The sequence below is a fragment of the Paenibacillus odorifer genome, from assembly GCF_000758725.1.
GTDB classification, from domain to species: Bacteria; Bacillota; Bacilli; order Paenibacillales; family Paenibacillaceae; genus Paenibacillus_AQ; species Paenibacillus_AQ odorifer.
Genome location: NZ_CP009428.1, coordinates 2738120 through 2758589 on the forward strand (window position 1 = coordinate 2738120; position 20470 = coordinate 2758589).

General features: G+C 42.3%; 27 protein-coding genes and 1 tRNA gene. 18 read left to right on the forward strand and 10 right to left on the reverse strand.

The window, feature by feature from the left end:
• Positions 1-49: 49 nt before the first annotated feature.
• The 3 genes from PODO_RS31050 to PODO_RS11660 are packed head-to-tail and all read right to left on the reverse strand — an operon-like array spanning position 50 to position 1415.
• Positions 50-613 carry a tyrosine-type recombinase/integrase gene (locus PODO_RS31050; protein ID WP_052096981.1) on the reverse strand — a complete coding sequence of 188 codons (564 nt, stop codon included), beginning with the start codon at positions 611-613 and terminating at the stop codon, positions 50-52.
• Positions 610-1197, reverse strand: coding sequence for a tyrosine-type recombinase/integrase (locus tag PODO_RS31055; RefSeq protein WP_052096983.1), 588 nt, complete (start codon positions 1195-1197; stop codon positions 610-612). Before PODO_RS31055 ends, PODO_RS31050 begins: the two co-directional genes overlap by 4 nt.
• Positions 1194-1415, reverse strand: coding sequence for a helix-turn-helix domain-containing protein (locus tag PODO_RS11660; protein WP_038570199.1), 222 nt, complete (start codon positions 1413-1415; stop codon positions 1194-1196). Before PODO_RS11660 ends, PODO_RS31055 begins: the two co-directional genes overlap by 4 nt.
• 139 nt (positions 1416-1554) lie before the next feature.
• Here PODO_RS11660 and PODO_RS11665 point away from each other — a divergent pair, with 139 nt between their 5' ends.
• From PODO_RS11665 to PODO_RS31060, 3 genes are all read left to right on the forward strand, one after another.
• Positions 1555-2418 carry a hypothetical protein gene (locus PODO_RS11665; protein ID WP_038570201.1) on the forward strand — a complete coding sequence of 288 codons (864 nt, stop codon included), beginning with the start codon at positions 1555-1557 and terminating at the stop codon, positions 2416-2418.
• A 278-nt stretch (positions 2419-2696) separates the two neighbouring features.
• On the forward strand, positions 2697-3347 hold the full coding sequence (locus PODO_RS11670; protein WP_038570204.1) for a DUF4145 domain-containing protein: 651 nt from the start codon (positions 2697-2699) through the stop codon (positions 3345-3347).
• 353 nt (positions 3348-3700) lie between these two features.
• Positions 3701-3856: a hypothetical protein gene (locus PODO_RS31060; protein WP_155288126.1), complete on the forward strand. Its 156-nt coding sequence runs from the start codon at positions 3701-3703 to the stop codon at positions 3854-3856.
• Positions 3857-4208: 352 nt separating this feature from the next.
• Here PODO_RS31060 and PODO_RS11675 read toward each other — a convergent pair whose 3' ends face one another.
• Positions 4209-4976 carry a TRADD-N-associated membrane domain-containing protein gene (locus PODO_RS11675; protein WP_038570207.1) on the reverse strand — a complete coding sequence of 256 codons (768 nt, stop codon included), beginning with the start codon at positions 4974-4976 and terminating at the stop codon, positions 4209-4211.
• Between the two features lie 244 nt (positions 4977-5220).
• On the opposite strand from PODO_RS11675, the gene PODO_RS11680 reads away from it, so the two are divergent.
• The 3 genes from PODO_RS11680 to PODO_RS31065 all read left to right on the forward strand — a co-directional run bounded on the left by PODO_RS11680 (position 5221) and on the right by PODO_RS31065 (position 5925).
• Complete coding sequence (locus PODO_RS11680) at positions 5221-5394, forward strand: hypothetical protein (RefSeq protein WP_169744761.1); 174 nt, start codon at positions 5221-5223, stop codon at positions 5392-5394.
• 124 nt (positions 5395-5518) lie between these two features.
• Complete coding sequence (locus PODO_RS11685) at positions 5519-5728, forward strand: hypothetical protein (protein ID WP_038570219.1); 210 nt, start codon at positions 5519-5521, stop codon at positions 5726-5728.
• A gap of 32 nt (positions 5729-5760) precedes the next feature.
• Positions 5761-5925: a sporulation protein Cse60 gene (locus tag PODO_RS31065; RefSeq protein WP_155288127.1), complete on the forward strand. Its 165-nt coding sequence runs from the start codon at positions 5761-5763 to the stop codon at positions 5923-5925.
• Positions 5926-6112: 187 nt separating this feature from the next.
• Here the strand turns inward: PODO_RS31065 and PODO_RS11690 are convergent, their stop codons facing one another.
• Positions 6113-6457 carry a hypothetical protein gene (locus PODO_RS11690; protein WP_038570222.1) on the reverse strand — a complete coding sequence of 115 codons (345 nt, stop codon included), beginning with the start codon at positions 6455-6457 and terminating at the stop codon, positions 6113-6115.
• 267 nt (positions 6458-6724) lie between these two features.
• Between PODO_RS11690 and PODO_RS11695 the strand changes: the two genes are divergently transcribed.
• From PODO_RS11695 to PODO_RS11710, 4 genes are all read left to right on the forward strand, one after another.
• Complete coding sequence (locus tag PODO_RS11695; RefSeq protein ID WP_244886471.1) at positions 6725-7282, forward strand: lyase family protein; 558 nt, start codon at positions 6725-6727, stop codon at positions 7280-7282.
• Positions 7263-9086, forward strand: a complete 1824-nt coding sequence (locus PODO_RS11700) for a phage terminase large subunit family protein (RefSeq protein WP_038570231.1) — start codon at positions 7263-7265, stop codon at positions 9084-9086. The genes PODO_RS11695 and PODO_RS11700 overlap by 20 nt, the downstream gene beginning before the upstream one ends.
• A 183-nt stretch (positions 9087-9269) precedes the next feature.
• Positions 9270-9731, forward strand: a complete 462-nt coding sequence (locus PODO_RS11705; protein ID WP_038570240.1) for an ArpU family phage packaging/lysis transcriptional regulator — start codon at positions 9270-9272, stop codon at positions 9729-9731.
• Positions 9724-9915: a helix-turn-helix domain-containing protein gene (locus tag PODO_RS11710; protein WP_038570242.1), complete on the forward strand. Its 192-nt coding sequence runs from the start codon at positions 9724-9726 to the stop codon at positions 9913-9915. The genes PODO_RS11705 and PODO_RS11710 overlap by 8 nt, the downstream gene beginning before the upstream one ends.
• A gap of 136 nt (positions 9916-10051) precedes the next feature.
• On the opposite strand, the gene PODO_RS11715 is transcribed toward PODO_RS11710, so the two are convergent.
• The 3 genes from PODO_RS11715 to PODO_RS11725 form a co-directional block, all read right to left on the reverse strand.
• Positions 10052-10123, reverse strand: a tRNA-Val gene (locus tag PODO_RS11715).
• A 149-nt stretch (positions 10124-10272) separates the two neighbouring features.
• Complete coding sequence (locus PODO_RS11720) at positions 10273-10575, reverse strand: hypothetical protein (protein WP_036686108.1); 303 nt, start codon at positions 10573-10575, stop codon at positions 10273-10275.
• A 162-nt stretch (positions 10576-10737) separates the two neighbouring features.
• Complete coding sequence (locus PODO_RS11725) at positions 10738-11994, reverse strand: copper amine oxidase N-terminal domain-containing protein (protein ID WP_155288129.1); 1257 nt, start codon at positions 11992-11994, stop codon at positions 10738-10740.
• A gap of 125 nt (positions 11995-12119) precedes the next feature.
• Between PODO_RS11725 and PODO_RS11730 the strand changes: the two genes are divergently transcribed.
• The 4 genes from PODO_RS11730 (at position 12120) to PODO_RS11745 (ending at position 14383) form a co-directional block, all read left to right on the forward strand.
• Entirely contained in the window at positions 12120-13193 is a 1074-nt protein-coding gene (locus PODO_RS11730; protein WP_036686564.1) for a site-2 protease family protein, read from the forward strand.
• Positions 13194-13293: 100 nt separating this feature from the next.
• Positions 13294-13506, forward strand: a complete 213-nt coding sequence (locus tag PODO_RS11735) for a hypothetical protein (protein ID WP_036686109.1) — start codon at positions 13294-13296, stop codon at positions 13504-13506.
• A gap of 107 nt (positions 13507-13613) precedes the next feature.
• Positions 13614-14057, forward strand: coding sequence for a GNAT family N-acetyltransferase (locus tag PODO_RS11740; protein ID WP_036686111.1), 444 nt, complete (start codon positions 13614-13616; stop codon positions 14055-14057).
• An 86-nt stretch (positions 14058-14143) separates the two neighbouring features.
• The gene (locus PODO_RS11745; protein ID WP_036686113.1) at positions 14144-14383 is read left to right on the forward strand and encodes a DUF3892 domain-containing protein; all 240 of its coding nucleotides are present in this window, start codon (positions 14144-14146) and stop codon (positions 14381-14383) included.
• A gap of 65 nt (positions 14384-14448) precedes the next feature.
• On the opposite strand, the gene PODO_RS11750 is transcribed toward PODO_RS11745, so the two are convergent.
• On the reverse strand, positions 14449-15186 hold the full coding sequence (locus tag PODO_RS11750; RefSeq protein ID WP_038570244.1) for an MBL fold metallo-hydrolase: 738 nt from the start codon (positions 15184-15186) through the stop codon (positions 14449-14451).
• Positions 15187-15350: 164 nt separating this feature from the next.
• On the opposite strand from PODO_RS11750, the gene PODO_RS11755 reads away from it, so the two are divergent.
• Together PODO_RS11755 and PODO_RS11760 are read left to right on the forward strand one after the other, a co-directional pair.
• On the forward strand, positions 15351-15905 hold the full coding sequence (locus PODO_RS11755; protein ID WP_036686116.1) for a copper amine oxidase: 555 nt from the start codon (positions 15351-15353) through the stop codon (positions 15903-15905).
• Between the two features lie 80 nt (positions 15906-15985).
• Positions 15986-16297 (forward strand): DUF1292 domain-containing protein, encoded by a 312-nt coding sequence (locus PODO_RS11760; RefSeq protein WP_036686118.1) that lies wholly within the window; start codon positions 15986-15988, stop codon positions 16295-16297.
• A gap of 129 nt (positions 16298-16426) precedes the next feature.
• Here the strand turns inward: PODO_RS11760 and PODO_RS11765 are convergent, their stop codons facing one another.
• Complete coding sequence (locus tag PODO_RS11765; protein ID WP_036686120.1) at positions 16427-17902, reverse strand: aminotransferase class I/II-fold pyridoxal phosphate-dependent enzyme; 1476 nt, start codon at positions 17900-17902, stop codon at positions 16427-16429.
• Positions 17903-17999: 97 nt separating this feature from the next.
• On the opposite strand from PODO_RS11765, the gene PODO_RS11770 reads away from it, so the two are divergent.
• Positions 18000-19289 (forward strand): MFS transporter, encoded by a 1290-nt coding sequence (locus PODO_RS11770; RefSeq protein ID WP_036686122.1) that lies wholly within the window; start codon positions 18000-18002, stop codon positions 19287-19289.
• A 381-nt stretch (positions 19290-19670) separates the two neighbouring features.
• On the forward strand, positions 19671-20267 hold the full coding sequence (locus PODO_RS11775) for a hypothetical protein (RefSeq protein WP_036686566.1): 597 nt from the start codon (positions 19671-19673) through the stop codon (positions 20265-20267).
• The last annotated feature ends 203 nt before the right edge of the window (positions 20268-20470 follow it).

Consider the following 20470-nt stretch of genomic DNA (forward strand, 5'->3'; position numbering starts at 1 on the left):
GTGCGGTTTATTAGTGTTCGTATACCGTTCGATTCTTCCTCTAAAATCCTCATTTTACCTCTTTTGCGGCACCAATAATGGCACCAGTTTTTTTGAAGAAAACACTACCAAAGAGATCGGCGGTCTCTTGTTGCATATCAGGCATTACATGGGCATACCGATCTATCATTTTTACACTTGACCAGCCTAATCGATCCGCAATTCGTTTGTTATTTTCCCTAGCTTTCAACAGCATGACTACGTGAGTATGGCGTAAGTCATGAAATCTGATTTTTTTGACCTCAGCTTTTTCAACCAGATTACTGAATGAACGGTTAAGGTTACGGGGAGACACTGGAGTACCTAAAGCTGTACATATTACCAAATCATTATCCTGGTAAATATGCTTGTCTCCGATCTTCTCCTCATTACATCGATGCTTAAGCGTCCTCAGAGCTGTAACGGTCGTAATATCGATACCGATGGACCGTGTGCCAGCATCCGTTTTAGCTCCCGTTTGAAAAGTTTTTCCATCATGGCTTAGAATCTGCACGACAGAGATAGTCCGCTTATCCAGGTCAACATCCTTCCAGCGTAGGCCAAGAACTTCACCTTGCCGCATGCCGGTAGTCAATGCAAGTAGAAAGGCGTAATAATATCGGTCATTGGCTCTGACTGGAGAAACTTATGTGATTCTTCCTCAGACCAATAAAGCATTTCTTTTTTCTCTGCTTTCGGGCGTTTTACTGCCAAAGCAGGATTCTTAATAATCATGTCGTGTCCAGCAGCTTTATTTAGAGATTCGTTGATGATGGAGTGGACCTTCTGAATATTCTCATCGGAGAGTTTCCCAGATTCAAAGAGTTTATTGTATAAATTTTGAATATGGCGTGGCTTGATCTCTCCAAGTTCTAAATCGCCTAGAGTTGGTAGAATATGATTGTTTACCAAGGCTTTGTACATCTTAAGAGTACTCTCTTTGACACTGGTCTTCTTGTCGTTTAAATGATCCTCCATGAAATTGCTATACAGTGTTTTAGAAGCTTTTAAATCAAGGCCACCCTTCAACTGGTTGAGTAGCTCACGTTCAGCTTCTTCAGCGTCTTGCTTGCGCTTGAACCCTCTACGTTTAATACGCTTGCGATCTTTGCCCACACCATCTTCAATGACAAAATACCATTTGTTTTTCTTCAACGAATCATCTTTGAATGCTGTCATATCTTCGTTTCAACCTCCTGTCGAAACTCTATAATTTCACTTAGACTCTCGCATTCTAAAGCTTTGCATAGTTTATCTAAAGTCTCCAAATCCACTCGTTTAGCACGACCATGATAGAGCTCAGCTACCGTATTACGAGCTAAGCCGGATTTCTCAATAACTTCGGATATCTTTAGACGCTTACGTCCCATTACCTCACTTAATTTATTTTCGATCACGGAATCACTCTCCTAATGATCAATATCATATAGAAGTTTATGGAAATGATCAAGAAGTTAATCATAAGAAATATTACATAGCTATATCAAGGGAACTCATAGTAATATTTACCTATTACATAATTTAGGGGATGAGTTTGTGAAATCAATGTTACCAGAGATAACAAAAAAAGATTTGGGATATTGGATACTTATTTTAGTTTTAGCTATAATAACGATCTTAACTTGGAGGTTAGGTGATAACCCGGATGTTATAGGTTATTTGGGTTTTGGGGGGACCATTGCGAGTATTTTATTGGCTGTAGTTGCATTAATTTATTCTTTTTTTCAGACCGCTGCAAGTGGGAATACGACCGCGATCTTAGAGGATTCAGCTAAGAAGATTGAAAGTGTAACAGATAGTCTAAAAAGAGTTGATAAAATTGTGGAGATTGCCGATAAACTTGAAAGCTCTCTAACTATATTAGAATCATTAGAAAACAATGTGACGGCTGCAACTGGAATATTTGAAGAGGGAGCGAGAAAATTTGAATTCTTTTATAGCGACAAAATTAACGGTTCTGAATTTACCCAAAATATAAAAGCATCTGATGATGAATCATCAAATACTAATGATCAATCCTTATTTGTTATTGAAAAGCTTAAAATAAAAAGATTTGTTAAAATGGAATTGTTAGTTTTATACTCACTGATTTTAGTGAATGATACTGATAATTTTTTTAACTTGAATAAGTTCTCAAAATATGTAACCTCAAACGTATTTAAGTTGGCACCGAATGAGGTTGATGAAATTGCATATATGATATCTGGTTTTTTTCATGCTATTTCCCTTCAATATACTAGAAGTGATTTATTTAAATTGGTTGGAGATTCTAATATTGGGCTCCAAGTAACTAAATTTGATTCTGATTTAATGAGAATTATTCTTGAAAGATCACATCTAGACGAAAATGATCCGAGCGATTTTCCGAAAATTGAAGATATCGCAGACATTGCAAAATAATTCGAAATTATTTTCAGAATAATAAGATAACCTTATCGGTCATTAGGTTTTTGATCTGATATATTTATAGCATAGGAAATCAAGAAAGAGCAGCACCCGACACTAACCAGTACCTGTTTGACGGCGGTAGGTAGCCAAGAGCGTAAATCCTACAGAGAGTCTCAAGGGTATCATTTGCGGGATAGCTGTTCTTTTTTATTTCAAAATCTTAAGCTATGATTAGCACCTTTATATTGGTATTCTATCTTTAGATATCTATACAGGGGGTGTTTGGTTCGGTGAAAGTAATTGTAAATGGCGATGGATTAACTATTAATAGGAAGCCTGATGAATGTCCATTTTGTAAAAGAAATATTGAAGTTGCGCCTATAGGTTCGTATTCAACTAGGTACAGAAAAATTTTAGTTTTCAATTGTCCTAGACAAGTATGTTCTGAAATTTTTCTATCATATTACAGTTTTAAAAAAGGAGTTTCTGGCGCAGAAAATATGTGGATTTATGAGGAAAGCAAACCATACTCCTACGTCACAAAAGTCTTTAGTGATGACATTATACGAATATCACCTTTATTTTCAGAAATATATAATCAAGCATTTAAAGCTGAAAGTGAAGGTTTGGGTCATATCTGTGGACCTGGATACCGAAAAGCATTAGAATTTTTGATTAAAGATTATCTAATAGAGGGATCACCTGAACGTTCAGATGAGATAAAAACTATGTTGCTAGGTAAATGTATTGATGCCCTTGTTACAGACAGCAACATTAAACTATGTGCCAAAAGAGCAACATGGTTAGGAAACGATGAAACTCACTATGTAAGAAAGTGGGAGGACAAAGATATTACAAACATGAAGGAGTTAATTGATCTGACAATACATTGGATTTCATCAGAAATAATCACTAAGCGTTATTTGCAAGAAATGCCTTGAATAATAAACAGTACATAAAGCCATCCATAACCGGGTGGCTTTTTCATACTTATACCTATGAATACTTATACACTATATACATACATCATGAATGCTCTTGGGGGAGAGTTGTCCTCCACTAAGCATATACATCCTTGGTGGAGAGTTCTCCACCACCATGGGGTATGATTCTCCACCATTAGTGGGGGAGAGTTCTCCCCCTAAGATAACTAAAAGAAACATTAAAGAAAGTAATATATAAAGATATATAAGAGACACATATTCTTATGGATATACAACCTCATAAAACATGTATAAAGGCTGCTCATAAAAGAGTGGCCTTTGTGTATTTCATAGAGAAAGGAGTGATCTGATTGGTCAATGTATCTAAGTTAAAGATAGATGCACTGGATATTCAAGATAAAATGAATACGGTCAGATGGATAAAGCGTAGGCGATTGAGAAGAAAGCTTATGACACTTCTTGATGAGATTGAAAATGAGGAAGGCAGACTAAAGTATGCGAATTGACCGTATAGCTTCCCACCAGCAATCTTGCCTACAAGAGATCCGCTTAAGGATAAACCTATGAGTCATGGACTGTTGTGTAGGTGTGGTTGCTGGAAAGACAAGCGAGCACAGTACATTGGGATATAAGAAAGGGTGCTCCTGCTGCCCCTTATCGCTGCAGGACTCGTCAGAGCTGAGCAGTGATGATGCCCGTTGCAATAGCAGCAGATTCATAGGGGCGGAACTGATAGCACAAGTAGCAAGTAGATGTTGCGGCGGTCTGATGCGGGGGATGAGAGTTTAATCACACTCTCAACGCGCTCCGCCTGAGCGCGTTATGAGCATCCGGCACATTGGGATGGAAGTACGGGCTTTAAGAATTAAAGATATTAAACTGCTTCTCTTTTATCAAAGAAGAAAGTTCTGTGATAGTTGAATCAACATTGCCCATCTTTAACGCTAGTTGCGATTTGACAACCGAACGCAAATTTTCATCTTCTATTGAGTTTATTAGCTCAATTGAAAGGTTTTGCACATTATCTTCTCTTAGTCTGTCATACAACTCAGTTGCTCTTTGTCGCGTTTGTTCTGCTTGTTTAAAGAACAAGGCAGCGATCCCTTCAGTAATAACAACTGGTATTGAACTAAGGGCTTTCTCGTCTGCCGGAGAATGTGAAAGCAGTGTATAACTCAGAAGAATCAATCCAGTAACAGCGGCGGCTACGCTAAAATAAAATTGAACATTTGCTTGAGTTAAGGCCTGTTTATGATAATTCTTAACAAGGGTCTCGACAAGTTTCCACCCAGGGTCATCCTGCGTTTGAGTGCTATTAAGTTGGTCAATTACTTTGTTAATTTGAGAATCGTCGGGAGGTCCATATAAAACATTTCCTTTTTCAGGGACAGTTATAGATGCACTTAAATCATTCGTTGAATAACGTGCATTTAAATACTCTTTTACTGTTTTTCTTGTTTCCTCATCTTCTAGCTTCTTTTTATTCAAAATCTCAGCAATTTCATTAACTTCGAAGTTTGTGTGTTTTTCAATTTTTTTAGTAGTTACGAAGTAAGCAAATGTAGTTAAACTGGCTACTGCGGTAAGGGCTACACCCGATATTAATGACATCCAAGCTGAAGACAAGCAAAGCACTCCTTTTATGTGTTCTCAGAATTACATAATTCGGCTTTAAAGTAGTTTATTCCTCCTATAAAGTCAATTTTTTATCGTAATAATATGGCCTCATGGTTCAGGTAGGTTCGAATCCTACAAGGCCGATAGTCTCAAGCATTTGGGGATTTTAATTAAAAAAGGAAAACATCACCTTTCTGTCGAAACATGTAACTCCAAGGGGGTGGAAATAATGAAATTTAAATTAGCCTATAAAATGAATGATGGGTTAACGTATACAACCCAAGAGTTTGCTGATAACGAATTGCATAGCGATGCAGATTTTTTGACCGTAAGCATTAACGGGAAGAAAAATAATTCAACTCTAAATTTCGATGGCAAGGTATACCGATACGATCAATTGACTTCAATTGAAATCATTTTTGTTTAAAATCTAGAGATTTTAGGGGTCGCTGAGAAGCGGCTCTTTTTAAATTTCGACAACAACTATTATAGACTTATCGGAAAATGTATAGGAAGATAGTGGTATATCGTAATGTAAGGAGGTGGGAAACTTGGTTGTAGAACTGGAATTTCTGAATTCAGGAATAAGAGTACATGATGAGGATATGATTTATGAAAATGGAACTCTTGCTTACCCAAATGTAGGGGATAAAGTAATGATTGATCTGAAGTTTTATTTAGTAACGTTGCGTGAATTTTTTTATCTAAAAGGTGCTTCAGGTATAGATTTAAAAATATCTTTTTGGTGCGAGGAAGTATAACCTCAAACTTGATAAAGAAGGGAGCGGCTATTATGAAAAGGAAAATGCAAGTCGAGCTTTTTTCAGGAACAGGAATCAATGAATTACAAAAAGAAGTGAATGAATTCCTTTCTGGTCTGCCTGCGGAGGAAATAGTTGATGTGAAATTCACTTGTTCGAACGAATCGTGGGATGTTCTGGTCTGCTATACCAAATAACAACTGTTTCGTTTCGATAATTCGCTAAAAGTCTGATCATTAGATCGGGCTTTTTTTGTTGTACATCTATAGGAAAGGGTGAAGGAAATGTTCAGGCGAAAGACCAAAGAGAATGTTGAGAGAAAAAGCGAACTGAACGGGCGAGGTTCAGTTCGACAACAGAGTTTACCAGTGCGAGACAGTAAAACTATAAATCACGCCGAAGTTTTTTCTTTATCACAGGATCATTACGATCTTTTGGTATCTTCGGATAAGCTAAGAAATCTGCAGCTATTCCAAACTGACAAGCCTTCCTATATAGCTGGGTTTCATCTTCACCCAAATCTAGTATTTGCTCATGTTGAATCTCGAGCTCGTATTCAATGTTTGTTATCGTCCAAAGATAACTAGTGATGTAATCCATTGCCTGTAGCTTGGCATTCTCCTTATCTTTTGAAATGACCCAAACGTGAACCCTTGCACCAGCGATGTCTTCACAGTCTTTATTAGTCGGCGCAGGAATAGCATCAATTACAAACATATATGGATTCAATCAATCTCCTCCTCCCTAGTGATGGTAAGACTGGATAACTACCAATATTCGACGGCTAATGAGGAGATTCCTACAGAATTACGCCGAAATCTTAGACTTTGGGTCCTTCCCAGGGAGGGGGAGGGGTGCGGGTGCGCGTGAGCCCGATTTCTGTTCAGTTTTTATATTGAAAATTTACTTCCGTTTCCGCTTTTTAGGAGGTTATGCGGCTCATGGTGGGATTTTTCTTCATTATATGACTCCTAATAGGGTCTGGATTATATTGCCTTGAAACGGAAGCTAGGGGGGTATACGATGGCGGAAGCCAAAAAGGTAAAAGTAGATTTAACTGAAGCGGAAGTATCAACGAGCGATTTAGCCGCCATCGTGGGTAAAACCTCCCGATGGATCCGGCAATTGACTGCTGAAAAGGTGTTGAATCAGTCTGGAAGGGGCAGATATATCCTGTCCGAAGCAGTTCAAGCGTACATTTTACACGTTTCTGGTGGCGCCAAAGACGATGGAAAGCCCACATACACCGACCATAAGACGGAGCATGAGCGTATTAAATCGGAAAAGGCTGCTCTAGAATTGGCTGAATTGCAGGGGAATATGCATACATCGGACGATGTGAAGGCCATCATGGGTAATATGATCATCACAGCGAAGACCAAGCTTCTTGCAATTCCTACTAGAATCAGCCCGCAATTAGATGGAGAGCCGACAGCGGTTATAGAAAAGGCGCTTGAGCGTGAGATCTCCAGCGTGCTGAAAGGCTTGACGGAGTACAACCCCGCATTATTTAGCCGAAAGGCGGGTGATGGGGATGATATCGAAGAAGACTGAGGTACTATTTAAACAGATCGCTCAGATGTGGGAACCTAAACCGCCTATGACTGTTTCGGAGTGGGCAGAAGAACATCGGGTACTGAGTAAAGAAGCTAGCGCCGAGCCGGGTCCGTGGAGGACAGACAGATCTCCTTATACCAAAGAAATAATGAACTGCATGAATGATCCATCTGTTGAAGAGGTCGCAATCATGGCCTCGGCCCAGGTAGGTAAATCCGAAATCCTGCTGAACATAGCGGGATTTTTTGCTGACCAAGAACCTTACCCAATGATTTACATGCTACCAGATAAACAGCTGATCAAGTCGGTATCTCAGGAACGGATCACACCGATGATTAACGCTAGTCCACGGCTAAGGAGTGTGTTTGCTGCCGCAAAAGGTAGGTCAGCCAGTAACACGATTGCTAAAAAAAGTTTTCCTGGTGGATACCTTCAGCTAGTTGGGGCCAATTCTCCAGCGCAACTATCCTCTCGTTCTGTGCGAGTGATACTTGCAGATGAGGTGGATCGCTTTCCGGTATCTGCTGGTACTGAGGGCGATCCGGTAGAACTTGTTAAAAAGCGGACCACAACCTTTTACAACCGGAAGCATTTATTTGTATCAACGCCTCTGGTGGAGGAAACATCTCGTATCAACCGACTCTACCAAGACAGCACTCAAGAGCAGTGGCGCTTACCGTGTCCATGTTGCGGCGAGTTGGAAGCTTTGGGTTTCGGGAACTTGAAATTTACTAGGGACGATGCAGGAGAGGTGCTGAATGTAGAAGCAGCCTGTCGGGCTTGTGGTGGGATATCTTCGGAGAAGAATTGGAAGTCTGGAACAGGCCAGTGGGTTGCGAGACAGCAGCATCCATTCCGCAGAGGTTTTCACCTTTCGCAGATCGTCAGTCCTTGGGTAACTTGGAAGAAAATTGTCTCAGGCTTCCTTGAAGCAAAAGACGATCCGGAAATGCTTCAGGTTTGGACGAACACTGTCATGGGCGAAACATGGCGAGTCACTGGTGAGAAGCTAGATGAAAACGAACTGATGCAACGCGGCGAAGAGTATGAAGCGGATGTACCGGACGGTGTGAAGATTCTTACGGCTACTGTGGATACTCAGGACAACCGTTTTGAAATCGAAGTGAAGGGTTGGGGGGCTGGTCGCGAGTCTTGGGGAATCCGATTCCATGTCATTCATGGAGATTTAGAGCAATCTAAGGTATGGGATGAGCTAGACGAATTTTTAAAACGGAAATGGAAAGACAAACACGGGCGATCCTTTGGGATTGTTGGGGCGTTTATTGACTCCGGGGGTCACTACACAGGAAGTGTATATAAGTTCTGTGCGGCGCGTCTTGGTCGCCGGATATATGCGATAAAGGGTGAAGGTAAGGAAAACGGCGGCTACGTGCCGTTGTACAACGGTTACACCAACAACAATCGTTACAAAGCAACAGTAATACGTATTGGGGTTGACGAGGGAAAGTACCGCGTTTCAAATGACCTGAAGCGTAAGCGTTATGGACCGGGATACTGTCACTACCCAGTGAATCAATCCGGTCATGATAACCGTGGATACAACGAAGAGTATTTTTTGGGTCTTACTGCTGAGACACTTGTCACTAAAAAGAAGATGGGTGTCACATATCAGATATGGCAGCCGATCCGAAAACGTAACGAGCCCTTTGACTTGCATGTCTATCAACTTGCACTCATTGAGTTGCTTAGTCCAAATCTGGATGAGATGTTACCGATCGCTGTCGGTGAAGGCACACAAACCAAAGCGGCTCCTAAAGCAGGTCGCCGCCGACCACCTTAAGAAGGGGCATTACATCTCCCATGATGCAGGCTTGCCATTTGCTTATCAAGTTCGTTCTGAGACGGTCGGGCAATATATCGGCCGTCCTGACGAGAAAGGTAAAGATCAAGACGATCTGCCGTTCTAAGATGATATACGCCCCGGCTTCGGTCGGGGGATTCTTTACAAAGGGGTGATTGCCCAGTGCAACAGAGCTTTTTACCAGAGATAGACCGGGAGCGTACTCAGGCGGCAGTGGAGGCTGCTCTATATAAATACAGGGAAAATAAATTTCTGACCTTTGATGAACGTGAGGCAACAACAACTGCTGCGTGGTCAGATTCCCCTAAGGGATTTACAGGAGTTACCACAGACCAAACTTCTAATATTGCCATTCATAATGTAGATACTCAAGCACACCGAAAGAACTTTTGTGAACGGATAGAACGAGTGGTGAATCGCATGCCAAAGATGGAAGGGTTCTTGATTAAAGAACGATATATGACAACAGAGCATGATTATATTACTCATGAGAAAGTGTATAATTTTAAATTTCAGCCGCCGATTAGCTCGGGAACATATAGCAAGATACGTTGGAAGGCTTTTTATAAGCTGGCTTTGGATTTGAATCTAGTGATCGAGAAGGAGGAAGAAAAAGATGGTTGAACAAATGTATAAGACTACTTCTGATTATCCCTCTGTACTTACAGCGAAGGAAATACAACAAATACTTGGTATAGGTGAGCGTCAAACATATGAACTATTAAACTCGGGTCAATTTCATATCGTGCGGGTAGGTAAGATGATAAAAGTCTCAAAAGATGTATTTCTTAAATGGTTACAAGGATAAAAAAAGTGGTGCCGATTATGGCACCACTTTTGCTTTAGTCAACTACAGGGCACCATAATGGCACCAATTCGTATTTTACTCAAAACCTAAACATCCCTATACTGAAAAAGCCTTATATAATAAGGCTTTTTCAGTATAGGACGGATGGGGTTCGAACCCATGACCCCTACCCTGTCAAGATAGTGCTCTCCCGCTGAGCTACCGTCCTGCGACGAAATTTATAATACCATATGAGAGAGTAGGATGGCAATTCTTTTTTATAATCAATATAGATGTAGAGTGGTGTTTTCTCTTATCTCCTCCGACTAAGTAGTTAATAGCTAGAAAGGGGATGACCCATCATCCCCCTGCACCGAGTCAGATAAAAAACGGGAGTAGAAATAGACTGCTTATTCCGAAAAAAGGGATACGGCGTGGATAGAAGCGGCGTCTTGGGTAAAAGCCGGGCTGGAACCCGAATTGTCTATAGTTCGACTGCTCGGCAGGCATTCCGTTCATACGATCGACCATTTCATTGCTGGGAACCGCAAGGGTGATATAGTTCTGGTCCACGTGAGCGATGAAGCCGTCAAAGGATTGACCATCAGTCGTTACTATACCTACATATTTATTCATGCAATTCCAAGCGACCTGTTGATGAAAATTTGTATTTGATTCCATGGATATCCTCCTCGAATGTTTCAATCCTGATAACAGTCTATGGTCCTTAGCCTACAACGTTCACGGCGTTTGCCTATATGTAGGAAGGTTAATTTTCAGGGATAATCCCTGAGGAGGATTCGATTAGTTCTTTAATCAATACACATGCTTGTACTGTACTTTCTAATCAGTATTATTCTTGGAGTTATTGGAATGAGCTTCAATGGAGTAGATAACTTCTTTTTTGCCAGTAAGAGGGGAGTCATTTATAAAATACAGTTTGTCACCGCTCCGCTTTATGAATTTCAAAGTATCTCCTTTAAAAGGAACATCGTTATTTTCCGCGTATTCCTGATCCTTTGCTGTGAGTAGCTCCTTATACAAAAGGGTTCGCTCGCCTGTTTGGCGGTCGATTAAGGTAAGCAATCCATTCTGATTTCCACGAAGCAGTATGATTTCTTTATCAATGCCTTCTACATAGTAAGCATCTTCCTCGCCACCCAGCTTTACAAGATCAAGAGTATCTATTACATTGCCCGTGCCGTCTTGGATGAAACGTAAGGTATTACCATCATGCAAGATTAGGTTGCCATCATAAGGTTTGAAATCCGCATCTCCTCTGAACTGGTAGGCGAATGTGGCCTTGCGTAGTAATGCACCATTTTTGAATATGAGTGTGATTTCGCGTGTATTAATATGAGGCTCTCCATAGGAATCAATAATCTTAATGACTAGCAGCCCCCCCGCCGTTTTCTCGATCTTCATTCCTGCCCAGTCAAAGTTTGTTTGGAGTGAAGTGAGTTTTATCACCGTATCCTTGCCTTGTGAGACATATAAATCACCATTAGCTTTGACCAACGTATAGGTGCGCCCTCCAGAGGATTCTGTGAAAACATTGAAGGTTTTCAGATCATCTGCTAAAAGTGTGTTCGTTGTGGAGTCCAGACGGAGATGGCTGCCTTCGAAAGCCTTAACGATAAAACGCGCCGGCACATATATCCCATCTTCTTTGGATTTAAAAGGTATTCCTCCTAGATCTACCGCTTTCCCGTCAAGGACTCCAGTTTGACTCCCGATTCGAACAGCAAAACTTTTAGTCCAGCCTTTGAACAGAGCACGTTTGCCGGATTTATCCCAGTCCATTTTTAAGCCAGCTTGCTCAGCGATCCCCCGAACATCTACGTAGATTACACCATTTTTGAGCAGCGCAGGTCCGCCAATGTTTCCGCCTGGAACGCCAAATTGGTAGTATACTTGCGAAGTATTAGCAAAGGAAGCTTGGGCGAGCGCAGGCGACTCCGATACAGTTAATGAAGAGCTTGCTGACACGGTGGCAGGGAGTAGAAGTGTTGAGAGCATTAAGACGGATAACCAAGCTTTGGAGTGAAAAGAGAGCATATGAACCAACCCTTTCTTTATCTGGCAGTAAAATTTATCCAAGATAGTTGGTTTGACGCTGAAACGTTTCTAAAAGTTGCATCGTATACATTCGGAAGGACTCTTTGTTGAAATACTAGTAGTTTTTTTAAAATTGAAAGATAAAGGAGCTTGTGATCTTGCCGCAAATGCAAAATGAGCAGAAAAAGAATACTTCTACTCCGCTGAAATGGTTGGGGGGCGGAGCCGCTATGCTCCTGTTAAAAGGAAAGGCGATTTTGTCTCTGCTGAAAATAGGTAAAATTGCCGGGCCGTTAATTTCCATGATGGTTTCGATAGGGGCATATGCTTTAATTTATCCGTGGGGGTTTGCCATAGGTATCGTCCTGCTTTTGCTTGTTCATGAATTGGGACATGTTATAGCCGCTAAGCGCATCGGGCTACCCGTCAGCGCTCCGCTATTTATTCCTTTTTTAGGCGCGTTAATTACTATGAAAAAACATCCGCTGGATGCGAAGACAGAAGCGTATGTAGCTTTTGGCGGACCGATTCTGGGTACTATTGGGTCTACTGCTGTTTTTGGAGCGGCATATTATATGGATAGTCCGCTTCTTTATTCCCTGGCTTATATAGGCTTTTTGCTTAATTTGATTAACCTGCTGCCAATCCATCCGCTAGACGGTGGACGTATCGCTACCGCGGTTACGCGCTGGCTGTGGCTTGTGGGTCTGGTCGGTGGCTTAGCTATAATCGTTTACTTGCGTTCGATTTTGTTCTTTATCATCTGGGCAATGTTTGCTTACGATCTGTATAACAAATTTGTGAAAAGACGTAACAACAACCGGCCGCAGTCTGTGACTAAGGGTTTCTTAATTCCAGTGGAGCCCTTGAGAGAGGCGGGTTACATGATTCCAGGAGCTGAGCATCGCCGGGATTTACCTTTTACCACCTACAGTGATCTAGAGAGACAGCAGTATGTTGTGGTGAGATGGGATCAGCTGAATTATTATGGCAAAGCTACACTGCCACAGCAATGTATTATTGAAAAGGTAAGAATTTCGCAGCTGGAGCAAGTAACGTTAGAGAATGGTCTTCATTTAAAAATGCATTGTGACATCAGCTATACAGTCCATGATAATGATAAGTATTACGATGTACCAGCCAGTACACGTTGGAAATATGGGACAGCTTATTTTGTTTTAGCAGGCTTTCTGGTTGGGATGATGTATTTAGTCCATTTGGTTGGAAACGTCAATCTCTAAGAGGGCAACTGGAATGAATAGCTCCTATTGTTTATAAAGCTCCTGAATCGTCAAAGCTGTAGTGAGTATAACTGCAGCTGCGGTGAAAGGAGCTTTTTTAATGTCTAAAATTGTGAAATGGGAAGTCGGCGTTTGCCTAGTGTTACTACTGGGTGTAGTGGGTTGTTCTACGGCGAAACCCACAAAAGTTATGGAAATCAATGAGATGACCAATCTGGATGGCAAATCTAAAAGTCAGTATCCTCCGTTATCACCTGTGATGAAAGACGTATATAACCGTTCGATCCCTGAAGAAGTATATTCTGTGGATTAGTCTACTGAGAGGTTACGGATTCCATATGTAGGCTTTTCTTTCTAGTCATTATTTTATATAATAGACAACTATCGTTGGCTACATAGAGAGAGGAGTTTGCAACTAACATGGCGGCAGAAATCTTACGGGTAACTACAGAGGAACAGCTTCAGATGGGGCTGGATATCCGCACTAAAGTATTTGTTGAGGAACAAAAGGTACCGGCCGAGGAAGAAATTGACGAATACGATGCCATCAGTCCGAATGCGCACCATATTCTGATTATAGATGAAGGGGTACCTGTAGCAACGGGGAGATTGATCTATTACAAAGCAGGTACTGCTAAAATGCAGCGCATCGCCGTATTGAAAGACTATCGGGTCAAAGGATACGGACGTGTCTTGTTGCTGGCTATGGAAGAGCTTGCTCGGGAGCTTGGACTGGAAGCTTCAATTTTAGATGCTCAGTGTCAGGCAGAGAATTTCTATAAGAAACTCGGCTATGAAGTTATTTCTACGGAGCCATTCTATGATGCAGGTATATTACATGTACGGATGCAAAAAATGCTTTAAAGATTGGCGCACATAATTATTGGACTCTTTACGCAAGCTAGGATGTGCCGAATGATGGCAAATCCAAGTGCAAGGGGCGAGCTAAAGTGCCAAATAACGAACGAGAATCTTTCGTAGCTGTTCAAAAAAATGGGGATGGCGATTTGACAAGCTTCCAGACCTCTACAGGACGTGTGCTGGCGTATGACCAAGCCCTGCAAGAAGTACAGGCCGGAAATATTGCCGGAGTGAACGCTTTTAAAGGTAAGGATGGAGAAACTTATATCCGCGGAGATGCGGATGGAGATCCGACTAACAATCTGGATAATTTGCCGACATTTTCATAGTTCAACACGAAAAGCCGTACATACGTCAACAGACGTTTATGTACGGCTTTTTTTATATGCAAAGATCAGAACTTATAATTCACATGCTGCTCTAAAAATTCCATCTCCCCTGTAAGTCCGACGAAATCTGGTTGTTCATCGCTATAATGCATGAGCTTGATCCGTTCGCGAACATCTTTAGGCAGAGACATCAGCTCTTCCAGCGTAGTGTGAACAACGCCTGTTCCGCCTAATTGGCAGTCATGCAGGATGATCCGGATCCCGCGCTCCCGCACAAGGCTAATCAGTAGATCCGGCTGAAAGGTCATGTCCGCACTATAAAAAATCTCGTTATTTATTAGAAGGGAATAACTATTTTTGCCGGGAATATGCGGTGTTTGTACGATCTCTATTGAAAGAGTAGGAGAGAGGTTGTAGGTAATTTCAGGCTGCAAGGGCTTAACTTCGAAGATATCAGATAAGGAAGATACAGCATCTTCTTGGTACAAGCCTCCCTTTAATGTATTGTTCCACAAGGGCTCTATAAGTGTCTCAGGAAGCAGCAAGGTCATTTTTTTACCGTGCACATGCTTTAAGGTTAGCGCAAGCTCTTCCAGCCCTCCAACGTGATCCGCATGAATATGTGTAATGAGCGTAGCATTTACGTCATTGAAGGATTTTCCAAGTCTATGCATGGCAAGCGGGGCTGTTATCCCGCAATCAATCAGCAGGGTGTAATTTTCATCTAGCAGCAAGCCATTGTTGTTAAAATATTTTTTCGCAAAAGCATTGCCTGTTCCTAGCATTTGTAGGCTTAGACTCATAAGAAAGAACCCTCCTGAAATCGGTTATAGCTAATGTTTCTGCTTCGAATAAGACCATAATATCATTTTTCGCAAGATCAATGAAATATTTACCTAAAATTAGCGCAACTTGCTGAAACAAAGTAAGTATATATTAACAGCATGAATTATCTGGAGGGTCTCAAATGAATAGATGGAAAAAAATCACTTTGTGCGTGTTTGCTTTTTCCTTAATGGGTGGCTCATTATTATTCGCCGATTCCGTTAATCAGAAAATTAGAGTATGGAGCAACGGAAAAGAAATTGTAGACGGCGGTTATCTAATTGATGGAAAAACGTACATTCCTGCTAGAGAAACAGGCGGGGTTGTCACTTGGGACGGTTCTGGGAAAGTTACGATTCTTAAACCTAATGTCCATATTGTACTTTTTAAAGGGGATACGGTTTTTGGCAATGTCAACGTAGGCAAGCTGAAAATTAAGATATTAACACAGGTAGATAGCCTGACTGAAGAGATTTCAGCTGTGAAAGTAGCCATGACAGATCCGTCTGGTAACGTTAAGGATATTCAGTCGCAGGTGCTTGAAGGCTCACAGAAGGATAATTTCTGGTTTCCAACCTCTGAGTTTACTTATGACTTTAAAGAAGCGGGCAAATATCGGGTAGGCTTCTATATTAAGCCATCCAAAAATGCAGATTACGTACTTGTGTCGGAGAAGGTAATTACAGCGTTAAATTAGGTGTTCTAAATTGACCTGAACTAATCTAACGTGGTACGATACCAGATGTAGGATAATACAATTCAAAGTGAGGTATTACAATGAGCGATCACAAACATGAGCATGGTGAAGCATGCGGTTGCGGGCATGATCACGACCATGAGCACGAGGAGTTTGTGCTGACCTTGACGAACGAGCAGGGCGAAGATGTGGAAATGGTGCTTGTAGAAACGTTCGACATAGGCGAGAAATTATATGCTCTGTTGTTAGAGCGCGAGAATCCAGAAGCAGACGGCATTATTCTGCGTATGGAAGAAGAAGACGAAGAAATGGTATTGTATAATATCGAAGATGAAGAAGAATGGAAAGCTGTTGAAGAAGCTTACAACAATCTGCTTGCTCAGCAAGAATAGATTCTAGCGACTAAACTTAAGCTGTTCTATGTGAATGGGACAGTTGATGCTTATATACAGAAACCCGATACTCATTATGGTATCGGGTTTTTGTATAAATGATTGAAGTTTTTTAGGAAAAGATGGATCTTAGGATATAGGATCGGCTTCAACAATCACCTTAACATTAGTGATACTGCGGTCCTCAGGACCTTTAACCGGCAGACCGATTTCGACGTGGTCGATAATGTAGTCGATATTATCCTGAGTAATGACTTCGCCAGGGAGGAGAATCGGTATCCCCGGTGGATATACATAGATAAACTCTGCAATGATGTACCCGGCAGATTCGCGGAACGGAACTAACTGAGTGTCAGCATAAAAAGCATCTCTTGGAATCAAAGCAAGCTGCGGGATTTCTGGAACCTGAACCTTCAGTTCATAGATTTCACCCTTGCTATAATGGATGGCGGACAACACCCGCAAAGCAGCTAATAATTTATCTACTGATTCTTGAGTATCACCTGGGGTAATAAGGCAAAGAATATTATACATGTCACTCAGTTCAACTTCGATGTTGTATTTCTCACGCAGCCAGTTTTCGGTTTCGTAACCTGTGATCCCTAAATGGCGAACATGAATGTTAAGTTTGGTTGGATCTAGATCGAAAGTTGCTTCAGTTCCAAGTATTTCTTTACCAAAACTGTACAAGCCTTCGATAGTGTTAATGGTCTCGCGTGCGTAGTTGGACAATTGGATCGTTCTTTCCGCCATTTCATGTCCGTTCAGCGCGAGATTACGTCTAGATGTATCGAGAGACGCCAATAAAATATATGAGGTTGATGTTGTTGTCAGCATGCTCATAATGGTCTGCACCCGTTGTGGGTTAATCAGCCCAGTCTTCGCATTTAGATTCAGTACCGAGCTTTGCGTCATGGAACCACCAAGCTTATGCACACTAGTGGCAGCTATGTCCGCACCGGCCTGCATGGCCGATACCGGCAGATCCTCATGAAAATGAATCAGTACTCCATGTGCCTCGTCCACCAGTACGGGTACCCCGTAACGGTGAGCCAGGTCGACAATCGAACGCAGGTCGGCACATACGCCGAAGTACGTTGGATTGATAACTAGAACTCCTTTAGCGTCTGGATGACGCTTTAACGCTCGTTCCAGCGCACTGGTGGTTATGCCGTGATCTATCCCGAGATTCTCATCCTGTACAGGCGAGACGAACACAGGCTTGGCTCCGGAGAAGATAATGGCCGACATTACGGATTTATGAATGTTACGCGGCACAATTATTTTTTCACCCGGTGAGCAGACAGAGAGGATCATCGTCATGATGGCATTGCTCGTGCCCTGTACGCTAAAATACGTATAGTCGGCGCCGAAAGCCTTCGCAGCCAGCTTTTGAGCCTCCTGGATTACGCCAGTTGGCTGATGTAGATCATCAAGCGGTGCGATGTTGATTAGATCTATGGATAGAGCGTTATCGCCGATAAACTCACGGAATTCGGCATCGGTTCCTAGCCCCTTCTTATGCCCGGGAATATGAAATTGAACTGGATTGCCGGCGGCATGCTTTTTTAGAGCTGTGAAGAGGGGAGTACGGTGTTGATTCATTTAATGCTGTCACAACCTTTCGCGAATAGTTAATTTTTAAGGCAAGCATCAGTATAACAAAACAATCTTCAGAATACTAGGATTTGGATGTGATAGAATGTCCACGAAAGCTGAACAACGGATGAATATTAGTTTAGCATCACCATTTATTGTGGAGATGTGGGTAATTATTTTTTTAGTTGAATTTGTTAAAGGTTCGCTGCTTGTTGCCTTGTTGCCGGTGTATATGGAGAATATACTGGGCCTGTCGGTGACAGTAGTGGGATTCGCTTTTGCCCTACAGTATTTGGGGGACAACGTCTTCCGCAGCCCTTCAGGCTGGGTTATGGAGCGCATAGGGTTCCGCTGGACGATGACAGGTGCATTGTTGCTGATTCTAGTAGCCATTGGCTTGATAATCTATGCCAAAACGGCCGTTGCGTTATCCATCGCCTGTCTCATTCTTGGGATCGGGACATCTCCGCTTTGGCCATGTGTGATGACCGGAATTACCGAACTCGCCGGATCAACCAAAAGCGGCAGCAGTGGTGCGGCCATGGGCGCTGTTGAGATGGCCTCTCTCGCAGGAACAGGAATCGGTCCAATTGTTGTGAATTTTTTAATGGATCAGGGTGGACAGAGTTATCATGTGGCTTTTCTGGTCTTGTTAGGTTGTGCTGCCGCTGTAGTTGTAGTAGCCCTTTTCTTACCTAAACGAATCTCTTCCAGCGGGTCTCATGCTGTCGTGAGGGACATGCATGGACTTGGCGGAGCAATGGATCGTAAAAAGCTTAGTCCGATAGAAAGTATAAAAAGAACGCTGCATCAGGTGAGAACTACCCTGAAAGTCAGCAGATGGCTGTACCCGGCGTTGTTCCTACAAGCCTTCGCCATTGGCTTGATGACGCCTGTAGTTACCTTGTTTGCACGTACAGAGCTGCATGTTAGTCCCAATCAATTCAGTTTGCTCCTCATCGCAGGGGGAGGGATTACAGTTCTTGCACTTATTCCCGCAGGCAAGCTGGTGGACCGCATAGGGACAACGGTGTTTCTGAATATAGGTTTTTTGTTAGCTGCCTTTTCACTGGCCTTTTTCTCTCAGGTTCGCTGGCTGCCACTTGCCTTTATCGCGGTGGCACTGGTCGGTATAAGCTACGCGCTTATCCTCCCGGCATGGAATGCCTTTCTGGCTAAGCAAGTACCTAAGGGAGAACGAGGGACGGTCTGGGGGTTGTTCCTGACACTCCAAGGATCAGGAATGGTAGCGGGGCCAGTTTTGTCAGGAAGATTATGGGATCATGTAGGACATGGTGTCCCATTCCTGGCAAGTGCCATTGTAATGCTGCTGCTCTTCGGGCTGCATCTGCTTATTGTGCATAGAACGAAACAGAAATTTAAGACTAGCTGAGGAAAATAAAGAGCCGCTGATAACCGAAGAATGATCCGGTATATCAGCGGTTTTTTTAGAAAATTAGAAGGATATAAGATATAACGGAAGTAAGTTTCGAAGGTCTTCTGTATGACACTGTGCAGCTGAAGGACTAGAACGTCTATGCTCCAAAAGGACTAAAAGGCATTAAAATTCTCGCTCAGCGTTTGGAGAAAGGCTGTTGCGGGTAAAAATAGTCAATAAACCAAGTTACCGCTACATAAACTGAAGTATAAAATAAGATTAAGACGAACGCAAAAAGGAAGTTAACTCAAGAAGAGGTCCGGCAGCCATGATTACTCTGGAATTGAACTAATGAAGGCTGGCTTTACAGATGTGAAGCTGTTAGGGGGGAGTGCCGTGAACAAAAACGACGAGGTGGAATATTGTAACCTGGAACTGCGGTTCGACAGACAGCATATCCAGGACCTGATCAAGGATTTGATTCAAGAAGGTTATTCCCTATATTGGAGCGAGAATGAACAGGTCTTTGTGATTTCGGTCCGTACGGGTCGTAAGTTAGTGAAATTGCGGTTTCAAAGGATTAAGGACGGCTATAAGCTTGTGGGCGATTATATGATCCGTGATGCTCGCTTGTCAGAGTGGATGGAGAAATTAATTGGGGATATGCGCGGGCATGCTATCGTTAAGCGTTTCCGGGATCGGCAGATTATTATTGAAAATATTCTGTTTGGCGAAGTGATTCGCCTGGTTGAAATTTCTGGTTATCAGCAGCGTGTGTTATATCAGAAGGGACCTATGCTCACAGATGAGGAGCTGACAAGACTCTTTTATTCTATTGAAGGGGAAGAACGGGTTCGCCAGCGGAGAATTGAAGTGGATGAACAGTTGGATCGGTTAAATGATGCATTAAAGGCTGGAGATACGGTTCGCGCGGACAAATGTCGAGCTGAGCTTGCCTTTTTGACCAAGGAATTGTTTATGTTAGAATGGTAAGCAAGTGCCGGGCAAATGTTCTTTCAAGGCACCCTGTTCATCGGGGTGTCTTATATTTGTATTGGAACTTGCAGACAGGGGTTCACTTCTGACGTTAAAAACGTTAAAATAGTCATTGTGATCATTTCTTGGTCTGAATTTGTCAATGAAATTGATCTCTATTCGCAGGGCAGGCTTTGCTGTCTCTGATAAAGGGTGGTATT

Excerpts from the sequence above, each read along its gene's own strand:
- PODO_RS31055 (WP_052096983.1), bottom strand. The coding sequence starts at position 1,197 with ATGACAGCATTCAAAGATGATTCGTTGAAGAAAAACAAATGGTATTTT.
- PODO_RS11680 (WP_169744761.1), top strand. The coding sequence starts at position 5,221 with ATGAATGATGGGTTAACGTATACAACCCAAGAGTTTGCTGATAACGAA.
- PODO_RS31065 (WP_155288127.1), top strand. The coding sequence starts at position 5,761 with ATGAAAAGGAAAATGCAAGTCGAGCTTTTTTCAGGAACAGGAATCAAT.
- PODO_RS11700 (WP_038570231.1), top strand. The coding sequence starts at position 7,263 with ATGATATCGAAGAAGACTGAGGTACTATTTAAACAGATCGCTCAGATG.
- PODO_RS11710 (WP_038570242.1), top strand. The coding sequence starts at position 9,724 with ATGGTTGAACAAATGTATAAGACTACTTCTGATTATCCCTCTGTACTT.
- PODO_RS11720 (WP_036686108.1), bottom strand. The coding sequence starts at position 10,575 with ATGGAATCAAATACAAATTTTCATCAACAGGTCGCTTGGAATTGCATG.
- PODO_RS11730 (WP_036686564.1), top strand. The coding sequence starts at position 12,120 with ATGCAAAATGAGCAGAAAAAGAATACTTCTACTCCGCTGAAATGGTTG.
- PODO_RS11735 (WP_036686109.1), top strand. The coding sequence starts at position 13,294 with ATGTCTAAAATTGTGAAATGGGAAGTCGGCGTTTGCCTAGTGTTACTA.
- PODO_RS11740 (WP_036686111.1), top strand. The coding sequence starts at position 13,614 with ATGGCGGCAGAAATCTTACGGGTAACTACAGAGGAACAGCTTCAGATG.
- PODO_RS11750 (WP_038570244.1), bottom strand. The coding sequence starts at position 15,186 with ATGAGTCTAAGCCTACAAATGCTAGGAACAGGCAATGCTTTTGCGAAA.
- PODO_RS11755 (WP_036686116.1), top strand. The coding sequence starts at position 15,351 with ATGAATAGATGGAAAAAAATCACTTTGTGCGTGTTTGCTTTTTCCTTA.
- PODO_RS11760 (WP_036686118.1), top strand. The coding sequence starts at position 15,986 with ATGAGCGATCACAAACATGAGCATGGTGAAGCATGCGGTTGCGGGCAT.
- PODO_RS11765 (WP_036686120.1), bottom strand. The coding sequence starts at position 17,902 with ATGAATCAACACCGTACTCCCCTCTTCACAGCTCTAAAAAAGCATGCC.
- PODO_RS11770 (WP_036686122.1), top strand. The coding sequence starts at position 18,000 with ATGTCCACGAAAGCTGAACAACGGATGAATATTAGTTTAGCATCACCA.